Origin of the sequence: Rhodococcus sp. NPDC006774 (genome assembly GCF_040636045.1) — a bacterium.
GTDB lineage: Bacteria > Actinomycetota > Actinomycetes > Mycobacteriales > Mycobacteriaceae > Rhodococcoides.
On the sequence record NZ_JBEYIW010000015.1, the window covers coordinates 58,116 to 74,291 of the forward strand.

The window sequence follows — 16,176 nt, forward strand, 5'->3', positions numbered from 1 at the left end:
CCCCTCACTCGATTCGAGTGAGGGGCGTGTCGTGCGTACCGAGCAGTCTCAGGCGGTCGCGAATCCGACCTTCCGAGCATCGGACGGACCGATCTCGACGTACGACACCTTGGAAGCCTGGATCAAGAACTTGCGTCCCTTCTCGTCCTCCAACGACAGCACTCCGTCCTTACCGGCGAAGGCGGTCGATACGAGCGCTTCGACCTCGGCCGGGGACTGCGTGCTGTTCACGACGAGCTCACGGGAACTCTCCGAAACACCGATCTTGACCTCCACGGTCAACCTCCGAACTCTCGACAACTCTGCTCACGCCAGGCTAGTGCAGCGGCGTCGAACCAGACGCCCGACGCCCTGTGCTGTCAGCGAACACCGCCCTGTGCTGCCGGCGAACACCGGCCACAGCGGTCAGTCCAGTCCGAGTGAGGACATCCGTTCCGCGTGCTGTTCCTGCATGCGGTCGAACAGTGCGACGACACCGTTGAGGTCTCCCGACGCGGTGATGACGAGATCGGTCAGTGACTCGCGGCGCGCGAGCACGAACTGCGCCTGGGTGATGGCCTCGCCGAGCAGACGACGACCCCACAGCATCAGGCGCGCCTTCTCCTGCGAGCTCGCGCGAACCCGGTCTGACACCTCGTGCACCACGAACTCCGAGTGCCCGGTCTCGGCAAGCACGTCGCGAACGATCTCGGCCACGTCGGGGTCGAGACTGTGCGCGATCTGCCGGTAGAAATCGGCCGCGATGCCGTCTCCCACGTATGCCTTGACCAGTGACTCCAACCACGTCGACGGAGTCGTCGACTCGTGGTACTCGTCCAGGGCGCGAACGAACGGATCCATCGAGGCGTAGACGTCGAGACCGCGGTCCGACAAGGCCTTCTGCAAGGTCTCGAAGTGGCTCATCTCTGCAGCCGCCATGCTCGCGAGCGCGACACGCCCCTCCATGGACGGAGCCATCCGAGCGTCGTCCGCCAGGCGATAGAACGCAGATATCTCGCCGTATGCGAGCACCGCGAACAGATCCGGGATACCGGGGTGATCGTGCGCGATCGCCGGCTCGACTCGGTCCGACTCGATGAGCGTGGTGGGTGAAACAGAGGACGACGGCTCCGACGAATGGGCTCCCATGCGGCAATCGTAGTCCCGTGCCCGACGCCTCGTCTCGGCGCGCGCCGGACCCGCCGTGACCTGCCGACAATGGAGAAATCCGTTCGGCAAGCTACCATGGTGCTCGATCGTCGCTCGCGGACCGATGAAACGGACCGAAGAATCACGCGACGGTCATCGATAATGTGTGCGCACCTGATCCGGGTCGCCTCGACAGCTTCGCCGCAGCGGACATCGCAGTTCGCGGCCGCGCTGAGGCTGACGGCGACATCACATCGGATCGAGGGCATCGACTTCGGCCGGCAATAGGCCTATGCCCTTCCTCGTGCGCACGTTCGACCACGAGGAAGGCCAGTCCCCTGAGCAAGATAGTCATCGACCAAGAGTCCGACACCGGCGACACCACGCTGTCGGCGCAGCTGGACGACACGCACGTACCCCCCACTTTCGCCGAGCTGAACGTGGATCCCTCCATCGTTCGCGCGCTCTCCGAGATGGGAATCGAGCGCACGTTCGCCATCCAGGAGTTGACGCTGCCACTCGCCATCGCGGGCGACGACCTCATCGGTCAGGCACGCACCGGAATGGGCAAGACGTTCGGCTTCGGTGTTCCCCTGCTGCACCGACTCGCCACGGACAACTCCGGCACCTCCCCGCTCGACGGCACCCCCCGCGCCCTGGTGATCGTGCCGACCCGTGAACTGTGCGTTCAGGTCAGCTCCGACCTCGAGAACGCGTCCAAGTACCTCAGCGGCGCGAACGGCCCCGTCAAGGTGCTCTCCATCTACGGTGGCCGTCCGTACGAGGCGCAGATCAGCGCGCTGCAGAACGGCGTCGACGTCGTCGTCGGTACCCCGGGCCGTCTGCTCGACCTCGCCAAGCAGAACCACCTGATCCTCGGCAAGGTCGGGGTCCTGGTTCTCGACGAGGCCGACGAGATGCTCGACCTCGGGTTCCTCCCCGACATCGAACGCATCCTCGGCATGGTGCCCGACAAGCGTCAGACGATGCTCTTCTCGGCCACGATGCCGGGTCCGATCATCACCCTCGCCCGGACGTTCCTGACGCAGCCGACGCACATCCGCGCCGAAGAGGCCGAGTCCTCGGCCGTCCACGACCGCACCGCCCAGCACGTCTACCGGGCCCACGCCCTGGACAAGGTCGAGATGGTCGCCAAGGTCCTCAAGGCCGAGGGTCGCGGCGCGACGATGGTGTTCACCCGCACCAAGCGCACCGCCCAGAAGGTCGCCGACGAATTGGCCGAGCGCGGATATTCGGTCGGTGCCGTGCACGGTGACCTCGGCCAGGTCCAGCGTGAGAAAGCCCTCAAGTCGTTCCGAACGGGCAAGATCGACGTTCTGGTGGCGACCGACGTCGCAGCACGCGGTATCGACATCGACGACGTCACCCACGTCATCAACTACCAGTGCCCCGAGGACGAGAAGACCTACGTGCACCGCATCGGCCGCACCGGCCGTGCAGGACGCACCGGCATCGCGGTCACTCTGGTCGACTGGGACGACATCCCCCGTTGGCAGCTGATCGACAAGGCTCTCGATCTCGGCATGCCGGATCCTGTCGAGACCTACTCGAGCTCACCGCATCTGTTCACCGACCTCGGTATCGCCACCGACGCCACCGGCACCGTACGCAAGGCACCCTCGCGCGCCCCGGAGAAGACGGACGAAGACGGCGAGGCGACAGCAGCGCCTGCGGCCGACGCGTCGACGGCGACCAAGCCGCGCCGCTCGCGCAGTCGCCGTCGCACCCGCGCAGGTCAGGACGGCGACAACGCAGCCGCCACCTCCGTCGCATCGGCCGATTCCGCACCAGCCGCGAATTCGGTTGCCGAGCAATCGGATACGTCGGATGCGGGGTCCACAGGCACGGTGACGAAGACTGCTCCGCGCCGCCGCAGGCGTCGTCGCCCCAGTGGATCGTCCGCCGATGCCGGACCGTCGACTGCGAGCGCATCGGAGTAATCTCCCGCCGTGCTGGCTCCAGAACGTCGGACGAGAACCGACCTCGTCGTCGCCGCCGTCATCGCAGTGGTCGTGGTGGTTGCCGCGAGCATCGCGTGGTTCACCGGTGATGCTCGCGGAACTACATCGATGCCGGCCGACGAGCCACTGCCTCAGGCCGAACCCGCAGCCGCGGTGCCTACGGCGTTCACCGAATTGTGGCGCGCGCCGAGCGCAGCAACGGATTCGACGCGAACCCCGCTTCCTGTCGTCACCGGATCCACGGTGGTGACTGCGGACGGGGGCTCCGTCCTCGGCCGCGATCCACGGTCCGGTGAGCAATCCTGGTCGTACACACGCGATCTCCCGCTCTGCTCGGTGGTCGCGTCGTGGAACACCGCAGTCGCGGTCTACCGCGACGACCGCGGCTGCTCTCAGGTGACCGAACTCGACGGAGCAACCGGAGAACGCAAGGCACAACGCACATCCGACGCCGACGATGCGATCCGACTGTCCTCCGATGGCACGTACGTGACGTCGAGGGGCGACACCCGCATGGAGCTGTGGCGGTCGGACATGGTTCGCACCCTCGAATACGGTCGCGTCGATGCCCCGGTCAATCCGGGCAGTCAGCCCAGAACCGGGTGCACGCTGCTGTCCTCGGCGTCCACGAACGCACGGACGGCCGTACTGGAACAGTGCCCGGGAGAGACTGCTGCCCGATTGTCACTGATCAATCCAGCACCCAAGGACGCGAGCGAACCCGAGGAGTACGGGTCGACGGTGGTACCGGAACTCGTTCCCGGACCCGACGCGCCGACTGCCGGGCGGATCATCGCGATCACGGGCAACATCGTCGCGCTGTACATCCCAGCGGAGAACGGCGCGCCCGACCGGGTGGGACTCTACGACGACACGGCCGCGAAGATATCCGAATTCATTCTCCCGGTCGTCTCCTCCCCTACCCGAGACTCTCCGAATGTGCCTGCGACGAAGGCAGGTTCGGTGCTCACCTGGTTCACCGGTGCCGGGGTCCAGGCGTTCGATGCCAACGGTCTCGGTCCTCTGTGGACCGTCCCCGGAGCGCTCGGAAGTGGAGCGGTCATGGCCGGCCGACTCCTCGTACCCGTGCCCGACGGCATCTCGGTGGTCGATCTCGCCACCGGCGCCTCGACGGCCCACATTCCGGTCGACCGAGGCGACTACGACGGACCGATACAGATGTCGGTGATCGGTGATGTGGTCGTCGAGCAACGCGGTTCCGACGTGGTCGCTCTCGGCTGACACGCCGGCACGGGCCTCGGTCTACTCCGCCGGATCGTAGGTCTTGAGATCGGCTCCGCCGTCCCAGTACGCCAACAGATTCTCGGCGAGTTCTCGATAGGCCTGCGCGCCCTTGTTCTTTCGGCCCGAGAGTACCGTCGCGCCCGATGCACTGGCCTCGGCGAAGCGTACGGTTCGCGGAATCGACGGCGCGAGAACCGGCATCGAATAGCGGTCCGAGACATCGCCGAGCACATCCCTGCTGTGCGTGGTGCGGGCGTCGAACAGTGTGGGAAGGGCACCGAGCAACGCCAGATCGGGGTTGGTGATCTGTTGTACCTCGGACACCGTTCGCAACAGCTGCCCGACCCCGCGATGCGCGAGAGTCTCGCATTGCAGAGGCACGAGCACCGACTGTGCGGCGGTGAGGCCGTTGAGGGTCAGCACTCCCAGCGACGGCGGACAATCGATGACGACGACATCGAAATCCTCGAGGATCGGTGCGAGCGCCCGCTTGAGTGCGAATTCGCGACCCGCACGCATCAGCAGCAACGCTTCCGCGCCGGCGAGATCGATCGTCGCCGGCAGCAGCACGATTCCTTCCGCGGTCTCGATCAGTACGTCCTCGACCTTGGCATCCCCGGTCAGCACTTCGTGGACCGAGGAATCGAGCTTGTCCGGGTTGTGTCCGAGCGAGAACGTCAGACAGCCCTGCGGATCGAGGTCGACCACCAGGACTCGTCGATCGAGAGCATGCAGCGCAGCCGCGAGCGAAGCCACCGTGGTGGTCTTGGCGACGCCGCCCTTCTGATTCGCTACCGCGAGAATTGTCGTCACGGCCCTGATCCTTGCCTACATCGAGCCGATGAGCGAGGGTTCGGCATCTCTCGGGCGCGTCAGTGCAGCGCGATCGGTGCCGCGGACCGCTCGGTCACGTGCTTCGTTCGGGGCAGGAAGAAGGCGGGAACGAACGTGAGGACGATCAGAACCAACGCAACCATGAAGGTGGTGCCGAAGGCCCTCGCCGAGATGTCGAAGGCCTCGACCTGGCTGGTCGCGGTCAGTGCGGGCTTTTGCTGAGCGGTCAGCACCACCGACATCAGCGCAGTACCGATCGACCCGGCTGCTTGCTGGACGATGTTCATCAACGTCGAGCCGCGTGCAACCGTCTCGTCGGTCAACGTCTGCAGAGCAGCCGTCATGATGGGCATCATCGTCGAACCGAGGCCCAGTCCCATGACGAACAGTGCGCCGATGAGCAGTGAGTAGGAGGTGTCGGTGCCGACCTGCGTGAACACCGCCATTCCTGCGGTGATGAACACCATGCCCACCAGCACGATCCTGCCGGGACCGAACTTGTCGGCGATCACTCCGGCGATCGGCATCGCGATCATCGCGCCGATGCCCTGTGGTGCGAGCAGCAGCCCGGCGGTCAACGTCGTTTCGCCGCGAAGCAGGAAATAGCTCGGGAACAGCAGACCCGCGCCCATGAAGGCGACCATGAAGAGCGTCGTGGTGATCACGGCCACGGTGAGCGATCTGTTCCCGAACAGCCGTAGATCGATCAGGGGATGCTGCACGCGCAGGGCATGGAATACGAACAGGACGATCAGCACGAGCCCGACGATGACCGGGACCAGCACCTTGACCGCGAGAACGGTTTCGGTTTCGACGACCGAGGACGCGCCGTAGAGGAACAGCGCCAGGCCTGGCGAGAGCATCAGCATGCCGCGAAAATCGAAGGACTCGGACGGAGTCGGGTTGTCCTTGGGGAAGATCATCACGGCCGCGATCAGGGCGAGGATGCCGATCGGCAGGTTGATGAGGAAGATCCAGTGCCAGCTCGCTGCCTCGATCAGCCAGCCGCCCAGGATGGGCCCTGCGATCGGCCCGATGAGCATCGGTACACCCAGCACGGCCATCACGCGCCCGATCCGCTCCGGGCCGGCGGCGCGCGTCATGATCGTCATGCCCAGTGGCATCAACATGCCACCGCCGAGTCCCTGCAGCACTCGGAAGACGATGAGCGACGTGATGTCCCAGGCGAAGCTGCACAGCACCGAACCGAGAACGAACAGCACCAACGCAGTGATGTAGAGGCGCTTGGTTCCGAACCGATCGGCAGCCCACCCGGTCAGCGGTATGACGGTGGCCAGGGCGAGCGTGTAGCCCGTCATCGTCCATGCGGCGTTGGCGTAGGTGGTGTCGAAGACGTCGGTGAACGTTCGGAGCGCGACGCTGACGACGGTCACGTCGAGTATGGACATGATGGCCCCGAGCACAACCACCCCGGCGATCTTCAACAATGCGCCGTCGAGCTTCTCCGGTGCATCGGACGACGCGGGCTTCTGCAGGTCGGTCATGGTTCTCCAGGTCGATGAGAAGGAGCTGTGAGGTAGGCCGGGGCGCACGACGGGCAGTGCTGCGTCGCCCGAGAGGGGGAAGATTCGAGACGAATGTAACCGGCCGGTAGGTCTGTACTCAATCGACAAATCGGACACATCCGCAGACCACCTATGACAAGGGCCACATCCGTACGGCAGGCATGATCGTTGGATGACCACACACGGCGGCGTCGAGGCAGGCAGAGTCGTTCTACTCCGACACGGCGAGACCGAATGGGCGCTGGCCGGTAAGCACACCGGCAACACCGACGTTCCTCTCACGAGTACCGGCGAGCAACAGGCCGTCGAGGCCGGATCGCTCCTCCGACTACTGAACCTGCGCGATCCCTTGGTGATCACCAGTCCGCGCGAGCGCGCCCGTCGAACAGCCGAGCTCGCGGGCCTGCAGGTCGATCGAACGTGGGATTCGTTGTCGGAGTGGGACTACGGCGACTACGAGGGCATCACGTCGACGCAGATCCACGAGACGGTGCCGCATTGGACCGTCTGGACTCATCCGTGTCCGGGTGGTGAGTCCATCGGCGACATCGCCGTGCGCGTCGAACTGGTGCTCTCGGTCGTCCTGCCGTTGTTGAGCGGCCGCGACGTCGTACTGGTCGGCCACGGCCACTTCTCGCGTGCACTGATCGCCGGCTGGACCGAGGCCCCCATCACCGAGGGCAAGCGCTTCGCCCTCTCGCCCGCCGCGTACTCGTTGCTGGGATTCGAGCATTCGTTTCGCCAGCTCGTCGCGCACAACGTGCACCCTTCGATTCTCACCGCTGCCACGGCACCGAAAGGAAATCCACGATGATTCGCCGCGCCACCGAGGCCGATGTTCCCGCCATCACCGCTCTCGTGCACGAGCTCGCCGCCTACGAGAAGTCGTCCTCGCTGTGCACCGTCCGAGACGAGCAGCTTCGCTCTGCGCTGTTCGGAGCTCAGCCGTCCGTGTTCGCGCACGTCGCCGAGCACGAGAGGACGGTGGTGGGGTGCGCGCTGTGGTTCTTGAACTTCTCCACGTGGGACGGAGTCAACGGAATCTATCTGGAGGATCTCTACGTGCAGCCCGCTGCGCGAGGAGGAGGCTTCGGAACCGCCCTGCTCGCCGCGTTGGCCGCCGAGTGCGTCGATCGGGGGTACACGCGGTTGGCCTGGTCGGTTCTGGACTGGAACACTCCGTCGATCGGCTTCTACCGATCGCTCGGGGCAGAGCCACAGGACGAGTGGACCACGTTCCGCCTGACCGAGGATGCATTGGCCGACCTGGCGATTCAGGCGCGTTGAACGACTACGTCACCGGAGGTCGTCGTCGACGTCGCTGTACTCGGCGGCCATCCACCGGGAGGACGGCGGACTGAACAGCAACACGAGCACGCCGACGACCACGACTCCGAGGGCGACGCCGTAGACGGTCTGATGCGATCCGGTCAACAGCGACCACACGACGGGCAGCAGCAGGAGCTGTACGACGGTGGCGATGGATCGTCCCCAGCGTTTTCCGAGGAAGAGGGCCACGCCTGCCGCCCCGACTCCGATGCCCAGGACGCCGAACCACCCCGCGGTGCCGTACCCGTTGGCCACGGCGTTGTCCCCTTCTCCGGAGAACGCTCGGACGAGCAGGACGATCGCGGCCACCAACGACGCCGCGCCCTGCGCTGCGACGAGCGCCCCGGCGGATCGAAACGTGGCCGGCGGGGTGAGGTTCTCGGGTGAGGTGGACACGCGACCAGCCTAGGCAACCGGGAGTGAAGCCCGCGGAACGACCCTGGGCCGGGAGTGAAGCCTGCGGAACGACCCAGGTGACCGGAGTGGAGCCTGCGGAACGACCCGGTTAGTGTCAGTCCTCGTGCGTGCGCTGCTGATCGTCAATCCCAATGCGACTTCTACGACGGCTGCGGCTCGGGATCTGTTGGCTCATGCGTTGTCGAGCCGGGTGCGGGTGACCGTTGCGCAGACGACCCATCGTGATCATGCGTCGGAGCTTGCTCGGGGTGCCCGTGAGGACGGGATGGGCCTGGTGATCGTTCACGGTGGTGACGGGACGGTCAACGAGGTGATCAACGGTTTGCTCGGGGTGCCGTTGCCGACCTCGATGCAGGCTGTGACGATCGGTGCGATTCCGCCGATCGCGGTCGTTCCCGGCGGTAGTGCGAATGTGTTCGCTCGTTCGCTCGGTATCGAGGCGGATCCGGTGGCGGCGACGAATCAGTTGATCGGGCTGCTCGATGCGCGGGCGCGACGGACGATCGGGTTGGGGCACTGCGACAATCGTTGGTTCACGTTCAATGCGGGCATGGGTCTGGATGCCGACGTGTGTCGGGCGATCGATGCCAGTCGTAAGGATGGCAAGCCGGTGTCCGCGACGCGCTATCTGCGGTCGGCGGTGCAGGAGTTCTTCAAACACAAGCGGCGGCCGGCTCGGTTGACGGTAGAGGTTCCGGGTCAGGATCCGTTCGAGGGTGTGCATTATGCGTTCGTGTCGAATTCGAGTCCGTGGACGTATTTGAACGCCAGGCCGGTGCACACCAATCCGGGTACCGGTTTCGATTCGGGTCTGGGAGTGTTCGGCATGCGCTCGACTGCGTTGTTCCCTACCTTGCGGGTGTCTCGCCAGTTGCTTGCGAAGGGTGCAGAACCGAAGTCTCGCAAGCTGATTCGAATCGACGATGTGCCGAGTGTCAGAATCTCCTCGACAGAGCCGGTCGGCCTGCAGATGGACGGGGACTACTTGGGCGAACGCACCGAGGCCGAGTTCTTCTCCACTCCCGACGCTCTGGAAGTGGTTGCGCCGAGCATGTGAGGGTGGCAGACATAGAGCCCCTACTGCGACGCAGAGCGCACTTTCTGTGAAATCACGAGCGAAATCTGCTCACTCGGGGTACAAAGGAGCGCAGAAGGCTAAAGCGAGCCTAACAGAGTGAGCTTGACCACGGTCACGCGCGTACCCCTTGACTTCACCTGAGTTCGTGAAAGCATTCACAAGCAACAGTGCGGAAACATTGGTTACCCACTCGTGAACAGAAGAGAAACGAAACGGCGCTTCGGCGCCCGGTAAGGAGCAGAGGATGGACTGGCGCCACAAGGCTATTTGTCGCGATGAAGATCCGGAACTATTTTTCCCGGTGGGAAACAGTGGTCCGGCGCTCGCGCAGATCGCCGATGCCAAAGTCGTCTGTACTCGGTGCCCCGTCACCGCTGAATGCCTGTCCTGGGCACTCGAATCCGGCCAGGATGCAGGAGTATGGGGCGCAATGAGTGAAGACGAGCGCCGTGCACTCAAGCGACGCAACGCACGTACGCGCGCACGCAGCTCCGTCTAGGACGCTTACGCAGCAATCAGCAGGGCCCGGTATCCACCAGCGGATACCGGGCCTTCTGCGTTCCTCGGACCTTCTACGTTCCGCGGGCCGTCGCCGAGCGCGTTACGCACTGTTCACAGAACGTGCATCAAGGCCTCGGCACACGCCGTCCCAGAGGAACCCTCAACATCGCGTCGGTTCCACCACCCGCCGACGGATGCAGACCGAGCGATCCGTTCAGTTCCACCGACACGAGCGTGCGCACGATCTGCAGCCCGAGACCCTCCGAGCGTTCCAAGGAGAACCCTGGGGGCAACCCACGCCCGTCGTCGTGGATGACCACGTCCAGCCACTTCGCGGACCGGTCGGCTCCGATTCGGACGACACCGGCCGACCCGGCGTCGAATCCATGCTCCATCGCGTTCTGCACCAGCTCGGTGAGGACCATCACCAAGGGCGTCGCCCGTTCGGCCGAGAACACTCCGAGTTTGCCCTCGCGCACCACTCGAACCCGCGGATTGACCGTCGCTACGTCCAACATGATCGGCACCAGACGATCGACGATCTCGTCGAGGTCCACTTCCTCGTCCACCGACATCGACAGCATTTCGTGCACGAGTGCAATGGACGTCACCCGACGGACCGACTCGGACAACGCCGTCCGCGCTTCCTCGTTCTCGAGTCGCCGCGACTGCAAGCGCAACAATGCCGCCACCGTCTGCAGGTTGTTCTTCACTCGATGATGGATCTCCCGGATCGTCGCATCCTTGCTGAGCAGAGCACGATCGCGTCGCTTCACCTCGGTGACATCGCGGATCAGCACTGCCGCACCGGCCGACCTCCCCCGGGGCTGCAGAGCCAGCGTGCGCACCAGAACGGTGGCACCACGTGCGTCGACCTCCATCCGGTGGCCCACGTTGCCGCTGAGCGACGACCTGATGTGGTCGGACACCTCCTGTGAGTCGAAAGGGTCCGTGACCAGAGACCGGGTGACCGAGGCCAGATCTCGACCGGACAACTCCGTCGTCAACCCCATCCGGTGGTACGCCGAGAGCGCATTGGGACTGGCGTAGTCCACCCGGCCCTCGGTGTCGACGCGGATGAATCCGTCGCCTGCCCGCGGGGACGAGTTCACATCGGTGCGCTCCTCCGGGGTGGGAAAGGTCCCCTCACTGATCATCAGACACAGGTCGTCGGCACATTCTCGATACGCCACCTCGAGCGCGCTCGGCGGTCGCAGCTGGGCGGGATTGGTGTCGCGGGTCAGCACCGCGATGACGTGCTCTCCGCAGCGCACCGGAATGCTCTCGGTCCGCGTCACCACTCCTCCGTGCACGATTTCCCGCTGCTGCAGCGCGACCATCACGTCGGGGTGCTCGGATTCGGAGATCGTCGTTCCCACGATGTCGTGAGTGAAGACCGTGGGCGCGGTGGTCGGCCGGCACTGGGCCACACACAGCACATCCGCGGTTCCACTGGACACGTCGTCGGTGCCGACCCACAGCAGCACGTCGGCGAACGACAGGTCGGCCAGCAGCTGCCACTCGCCTACGACCCGTTGAAGGTGGTCTACCGCGACGCCGGGGAGGTCCGTGTGTTCGGCCAGAAGGTCACTGAGGGTCGACACGAGATCTCACGTGACCGTTGCTCAGGAGACGACGGCGATGAGGTCGCCCTGCTGAATGACGTCGCCGACAGCGACGTCCACCGACGTGACCGTCCCGGAGGTCTCGGCCAGCACGGGAATTTCCATCTTCATCGATTCCAGGATCACGAGGGTGTCACCGACTTCGACGGCGTCGCCTCGGGCCACGACCACCTGAAACACCGTCGACACCATCTCCGCGCGAACGTCCTCGGACATCGGCGAACCCCTCTCTCACGTCACCACGAACTGCGCTGGACACCCATCGGAGACCAGGCCCGTCACAGTAAGCCAATCACACGTGGGAGACTGTAGTGAACAAACGAGAGGAGCCCATCATGGGAAAGCGTGGACGTAAGAAGCGTGCTCGTAAGGGCAACAAGGCCAACCACGGCAAACGTCCGAACAGCTGACGGTTTGCCACAAGCCGCGAGGGGCCGAGAAGCAACTGCTTCTCGGCCCCTCGTCGTTGTACGACCTGTAACTACTCGGAGTCGGTCTGGCGAATCAACACGGTCCGTCGAATCTCGACGCTGAGTCGTTCGCGCAGCCCGGCGGGTGCCTGGTCTCCCCCGCACTTGCGCGAGATCAGCCGCTTGACCTTCTCTTCGATTCCGTAGGCCTCGAAGCAGGATCCGCATTCGTCGATGTGCTTCTGCAGACGGGACCGGCTCGCCTCGTCACATTCGTTGTCGAGCATCACCCATACGTCCGCGATCACTGCCGAGCAGTCGAGGCGCTCGAACTGTGCGTCGCCGTCGGCTCCGCCGTCGATCTTTCCGGTGCCCGTCACTGGACTACCTCCTGCTCGTGCCGGTCGACTGCGCCGTCCCGGTTGAAACCTCGCTCACGCGCGACCCCAGCCAGCAGGCCCCGCAGTTGCTTGCGTCCGCGGTGCAGACGCGACATCACCGTGCCGATGGGAGTGCCCATGATCTCGGCGATCTCCTTGTACGGGAACCCCTCGACGTCGGCGTAGTACACGGCCATCCGAAACTCTTCGGGAAGGGACTGCAACGCTGCTTTGATGTCGTCGTCCGGCAGCGCGTCCAGGGCCTCGACCTCGGCGGAACGCAGGCCCGTCGACGTGTGTTCGGCGGTGGCGGCGAGCTGCCAGTCACTGATCTCGTCGGTCGGGTACTGAGCGGGCTGACGCTGCTTCTTGCGGTAGGAGTTGATGTAGGTGTTGGTGAGAATTCGGTACAGCCACGCCTTGAGGTTCGTGCCCTCACGGAACGATCGGAACGCCGAGTAGGCCTTCACGAACGTCTCCTGAACCAGGTCCTCGGCGTCGGCCGGGTTACGCGTCATTCGTAGAGCTGCGCCGTAGAGCTGGTCGAGCATCGGCAACGCGTCGCGCTCGAAGCGCTCGGTCAACTCTGCCTCGGTCTCGGCAGCTCTGCGCTCCGCGATCGCCTTCTCGTCGTCCACGTCAGCGACGGGATTGCTGGCTTCTGTCACGCTGATCCCTTCGATAGCTTCCACCGCCCAGGCTACCGCGCCCGAAGTCGACTTCTGCGAAGAGATCACCCCCTTCAACGCGAGGGGCCGTCCCGCGGTCAGCACTGCCATTCGTCATTCCTTCCGCCTGCATGCGTATCTGTTGTTGCACAACACGGCGTCGCGCCGCCGTGTTCCCGACGGGTCGCTAGAGTCCCGTGAATGGCTGCGTCCACACCCGCTCTCGCGCTGCTCACCGCACGAAAGGTGGCCCACACCGTGCATTCGTACGATCACGATGCACGGGCGCAGTCCTACGGCGAGGAGGCGGCACAGATCCTCGTCGACAGGCTCGGCGTTCGTCCCGAACAGGTCTTCAAGACTCTCGTCGTCGAACGAGCGGATCGCACGCTGGCGGTGGCCATCGTCCCGGTGACCGCGATGCTTTCGCTCAAGGCCGCGGCCGCCGCTCTGTCCACCCGAAAGATCACCATGGCCGACAGGGCTGCCGCCGAGCGCTCCTCCGGGTACGTCTTCGGCGGCATCTCACCTCTCGGCCAACGCAAATCCCTGCCGACCGCGATCGACGTCTCGGCCCTCGATTTCGAGACGATTCTGTGCAGTGGAGGTCGACGCGGGCTGGAGATCGAACTCGCACCAGCCGATCTGGTCCGACTCACACGCGCTACATCAGCGCCCATCGCCGCGCGCTGATCCCGAATGAGAGAAGATGGACGGGTGAGCAATTGGACAGCCCCCGCCGCCGTCGCACCCGTCGACGCGACAGTCACTCTGCCCGGATCGAAATCGATCACCAATCGCGCACTGATCATCGCCTCGCTCGCCACCGGTTCCTCGACGATCACCGGTGCCCTGCGCAGCCGTGACACCGATCTCATGATCGACGCCCTGGCAACCTTGGGTATCGAGATCGTCGCCGCGGACGACGACAGGACGGCGTTGCGTGTGACTCCGGCACCGCTGCACGGAGGAGCCGTGGAGTGCGGACTGGCGGGCACCGTCATGCGCTTCGTGCCGCCCCTGGCTGCGCTCGCCGCAGGCGAGGTGTCGTTCGACGGCGACGAGCAGGCACGTATCCGTCCGCTCGACACGATCCTCGACGCTCTTCGCGCGGTGGGGGCCGAGATCGACGGCAGCGCGCTGCCGTTCACGATGCGCGGGACCGGCTCGCTGCGCGGCGGACCCGTCGACATCGACGCCTCCGGCTCCTCGCAGTTCGTCTCCGGTCTGATGCTCTCCGCGGCGGCATTCGACGAGGGAATCGAAATCCACCACATCGGCAAGCCCGTTCCGTCCATGCCGCACATCGACATGACCGTGGACATGTTGCGGCGGGCCGGGGTGCGCGTGGACACCCCCGAGACCGGTGGAGACGCGAACACCTGGCGGGTTCACCCGGGTCCGGTCGCACCCATCGAGTGGAGCATCGAGCCGGACCTGTCCAACGCCACCCCCTTCCTCGCTGCAGCGGTGGTGACGAAAGGCCGAGTGCGCGTACCGAATTGGCCCGAATCGACCACTCAGCCCGGCGACGTCTTCCGCGAGATACTCGCGCTGATGGGAGCTCGGGTCGACCTCACAGCAGGAATTCTGACTGTCGAGGGCCCGGATACGTTGCACGGCATCGACTTCGATCTCCACGATGTCGGCGAGCTGACGCCGACGGTCGCGGCACTGGCCGCACTGGCCGAAGGGCCGTCGATTCTGCGCGGCATCGCCCACCTGCGCGGCCACGAGACCGACCGACTCGCTGCACTGACAACCGAGATCGTTCGACTGGGTGGGAGCGCGGTCGAAACCGACGACGGCATCCGAATCGATCCGGTGCCGCTGCACGGAGGAGTCTGGCACTCCTACGCCGACCACCGCATGGCCACCGCAGGCGCGATCATCGGACTGCGTGTACCCGGCGTGGAAGTGGACGACATCGGCACCACCGCCAAGACCCTCCCCGGCTTCGAGATGCTGTGGGACGCAATGTTGTCCGCATCCACACCCAGTGGGGTCGGCTCCTGACCGCGCGCCGGTACGACGAGTCGGACGTTCGTATCCGACCGGGCAAGAGTTCGCGTCCACGCACCAAGACTCGACCCGAACACAACGACGCCGAAGCAGGCATGGTGGTCTCGGTCGACCGCGGCAGATGGGGCTGCGTCCTCGGCGGCGACCCGTCTCGTCCGGTTGTGACCATGCGCGCCCGTGAGCTCGGTCGAACTCCGATCGTGGTGGGAGACGAGGTCGGTATCGTCGGAGATCTGTCGGGCAAGGTCGACACTCTGGCCCGAATAGTGCGCGTGGCCGAGCGGCGCACGGTGTTGCGGCGCACCGCCGACGACACCGACCCGTTCGAGCGCGTGGTGGTGGCCAACGCGGACCGACTGCTCATCGTCGCGGCGCTCGCGGACCCACCGCCTCGCACCGGCTTCGTCGAGCGCGCACTCGTGGCCGCGTACGTCGGTGGACTCGAACCCGTTCTGTGCCTGACCAAGAGCGATCTGGCCGACCCCGAGGAATTCACCGCGGCCTTCGCCGATCTCGACGTACCGGTGGTGCTGGCGGGTCAGTCCGAGGACCTCACGGAGCTGACCGCCATGCTCACCGACAACGTGACCGCTCTCATCGGGCATTCGGGCGTCGGAAAGTCCACGCTCGTCAACAGATTGGTGCCCGACGCCTATCGCGCCACCGGAGTGGTCTCGGGCGTCGGGAAGGGTCGTCACACCTCGACGCAGTCGGTGGCGCTACCGCTGCCCGGCGGCGGTTGGGTGGTCGACACTCCCGGCATCCGGTCGTTCGGCCTGGCGCACATCTCCCCAGAGAACGTCGTCGCAGCGTTCTCCGATCTGGCCGATACGATCGAGAACTGTCCGCGAGGATGCACACATCTCGGCCCACCGGCAGATCCCGAATGCGCCCTCGACTCACTCACCGGAGATCCGGCCCGTCGCGTCGCGGCCGTGCGCCTGCTCCTCGAGGCCGTTCGAACGAACGAAGCCTGGTAGCAACGAATTCCGTTCCGGAACAAGTTGCCACCAGGCTCGAACTCGGCGGAG

General features: G+C 65.2%; 18 protein-coding genes. 9 read left to right on the forward strand and 9 right to left on the reverse strand.

The window, feature by feature from the left end; translation table 11 throughout:
• Positions 1-48 precede the first annotated feature (48 nt).
• A complete protein-coding gene (locus ABZ677_RS20520) occupies positions 49-276 on the reverse strand; it encodes a DUF3107 domain-containing protein (protein ID WP_032397679.1) in 228 nt (75 codons plus the stop codon).
• 129 nt (positions 277-405) lie between these two features.
• Positions 406-1,128: a ferritin-like fold-containing protein gene (locus ABZ677_RS20525; protein ID WP_037189874.1), complete on the reverse strand. Its 723-nt coding sequence runs from the start codon at positions 1,126-1,128 to the stop codon at positions 406-408.
• Between the two features lie 440 nt (positions 1,129-1,568).
• Here ABZ677_RS20525 and ABZ677_RS20530 point away from each other — a divergent pair, with 440 nt between their 5' ends.
• Both ABZ677_RS20530 and ABZ677_RS20535 read left to right on the forward strand, forming a co-directional pair.
• Positions 1,569-3,089, forward strand: coding sequence for a DEAD/DEAH box helicase (locus tag ABZ677_RS20530; RefSeq protein WP_230596229.1), 1,521 nt, complete (start codon positions 1,569-1,571; stop codon positions 3,087-3,089).
• A 9-nt stretch (positions 3,090-3,098) separates the two neighbouring features.
• Complete coding sequence (locus ABZ677_RS20535; RefSeq protein ID WP_358372694.1) at positions 3,099-4,352, forward strand: hypothetical protein; 1,254 nt, start codon at positions 3,099-3,101, stop codon at positions 4,350-4,352.
• Between the two features lie 21 nt (positions 4,353-4,373).
• Here ABZ677_RS20535 and ABZ677_RS20540 read toward each other — a convergent pair whose 3' ends face one another.
• Together ABZ677_RS20540 and ABZ677_RS20545 are read right to left on the reverse strand one after the other, a co-directional pair.
• The gene (locus ABZ677_RS20540) at positions 4,374-5,168 is read right to left on the reverse strand and encodes an AAA family ATPase (RefSeq protein ID WP_358372696.1); all 795 of its coding nucleotides are present in this window, start codon (positions 5,166-5,168) and stop codon (positions 4,374-4,376) included.
• A gap of 59 nt (positions 5,169-5,227) precedes the next feature.
• Positions 5,228-6,694 (reverse strand): DHA2 family efflux MFS transporter permease subunit, encoded by a 1,467-nt coding sequence (locus ABZ677_RS20545; RefSeq protein ID WP_037189879.1) that lies wholly within the window; start codon positions 6,692-6,694, stop codon positions 5,228-5,230.
• Between the two features lie 193 nt (positions 6,695-6,887).
• Here ABZ677_RS20545 and ABZ677_RS20550 point away from each other — a divergent pair, with 193 nt between their 5' ends.
• Both ABZ677_RS20550 and ABZ677_RS20555 read left to right on the forward strand, forming a co-directional pair.
• Complete coding sequence (locus ABZ677_RS20550; RefSeq protein WP_052047540.1) at positions 6,888-7,529, forward strand: acid phosphatase; 642 nt, start codon at positions 6,888-6,890, stop codon at positions 7,527-7,529.
• A complete protein-coding gene (locus tag ABZ677_RS20555; RefSeq protein ID WP_358372700.1) occupies positions 7,526-8,002 on the forward strand; it encodes a GNAT family N-acetyltransferase in 477 nt (158 codons plus the stop codon). Before ABZ677_RS20550 ends, ABZ677_RS20555 begins: the two co-directional genes overlap by 4 nt.
• Before the next feature lie 9 nt (positions 8,003-8,011).
• Here the strand turns inward: ABZ677_RS20555 and ABZ677_RS20560 are convergent, their stop codons facing one another.
• Positions 8,012-8,440, reverse strand: a complete 429-nt coding sequence (locus ABZ677_RS20560; protein WP_037189885.1) for a hypothetical protein — start codon at positions 8,438-8,440, stop codon at positions 8,012-8,014.
• 124 nt (positions 8,441-8,564) lie between these two features.
• Between ABZ677_RS20560 and ABZ677_RS20565 the strand changes: the two genes are divergently transcribed.
• Together ABZ677_RS20565 and ABZ677_RS20570 are read left to right on the forward strand one after the other, a co-directional pair.
• Positions 8,565-9,518, forward strand: coding sequence for a diacylglycerol kinase family protein (locus tag ABZ677_RS20565; protein WP_094634141.1), 954 nt, complete (start codon positions 8,565-8,567; stop codon positions 9,516-9,518).
• A 265-nt stretch (positions 9,519-9,783) separates the two neighbouring features.
• A complete protein-coding gene (locus ABZ677_RS20570; RefSeq protein ID WP_032366305.1) occupies positions 9,784-10,038 on the forward strand; it encodes a WhiB family transcriptional regulator in 255 nt (84 codons plus the stop codon).
• Between the two features lie 127 nt (positions 10,039-10,165).
• Here the strand turns inward: ABZ677_RS20570 and ABZ677_RS20575 are convergent, their stop codons facing one another.
• From ABZ677_RS20575 to ABZ677_RS20590, 4 genes are all read right to left on the reverse strand, one after another.
• Entirely contained in the window at positions 10,166-11,644 is a 1,479-nt protein-coding gene (locus tag ABZ677_RS20575) for a PAS domain-containing sensor histidine kinase (RefSeq protein ID WP_037189891.1), read from the reverse strand.
• A gap of 21 nt (positions 11,645-11,665) precedes the next feature.
• Positions 11,666-11,881: a biotin/lipoyl-binding carrier protein gene (locus ABZ677_RS20580; RefSeq protein WP_037189892.1), complete on the reverse strand. Its 216-nt coding sequence runs from the start codon at positions 11,879-11,881 to the stop codon at positions 11,666-11,668.
• Positions 11,882-12,146: 265 nt separating this feature from the next.
• Positions 12,147-12,455 carry a mycothiol system anti-sigma-R factor gene (gene rsrA / locus ABZ677_RS20585; protein WP_255137416.1) on the reverse strand — a complete coding sequence of 103 codons (309 nt, stop codon included), beginning with the start codon at positions 12,453-12,455 and terminating at the stop codon, positions 12,147-12,149.
• On the reverse strand, positions 12,452-13,234 hold the full coding sequence (locus ABZ677_RS20590) for a sigma-70 family RNA polymerase sigma factor (protein ID WP_094634140.1): 783 nt from the start codon (positions 13,232-13,234) through the stop codon (positions 12,452-12,454). The genes rsrA and ABZ677_RS20590 overlap by 4 nt, the downstream gene beginning before the upstream one ends.
• Before the next feature lie 90 nt (positions 13,235-13,324).
• On the opposite strand from ABZ677_RS20590, the gene ybaK reads away from it, so the two are divergent.
• Genes ybaK through rsgA form a run of 3 tightly spaced genes read left to right on the forward strand, consistent with a single transcriptional unit; the run spans position 13,325 to position 16,125 of the window.
• Positions 13,325-13,816, forward strand: coding sequence for a Cys-tRNA(Pro) deacylase (gene ybaK, locus ABZ677_RS20595; RefSeq protein WP_037189898.1), 492 nt, complete (start codon positions 13,325-13,327; stop codon positions 13,814-13,816).
• Between the two features lie 6 nt (positions 13,817-13,822).
• Entirely contained in the window at positions 13,823-15,139 is a 1,317-nt protein-coding gene (gene aroA / locus ABZ677_RS20600) for a 3-phosphoshikimate 1-carboxyvinyltransferase (protein WP_358372707.1), read from the forward strand.
• The gene (rsgA, locus tag ABZ677_RS20605; protein ID WP_170946052.1) at positions 15,091-16,125 is read left to right on the forward strand and encodes a ribosome small subunit-dependent GTPase A; all 1,035 of its coding nucleotides are present in this window, start codon (positions 15,091-15,093) and stop codon (positions 16,123-16,125) included. Before aroA ends, rsgA begins: the two co-directional genes overlap by 49 nt.
• The last annotated feature ends 51 nt before the right edge of the window (positions 16,126-16,176 follow it).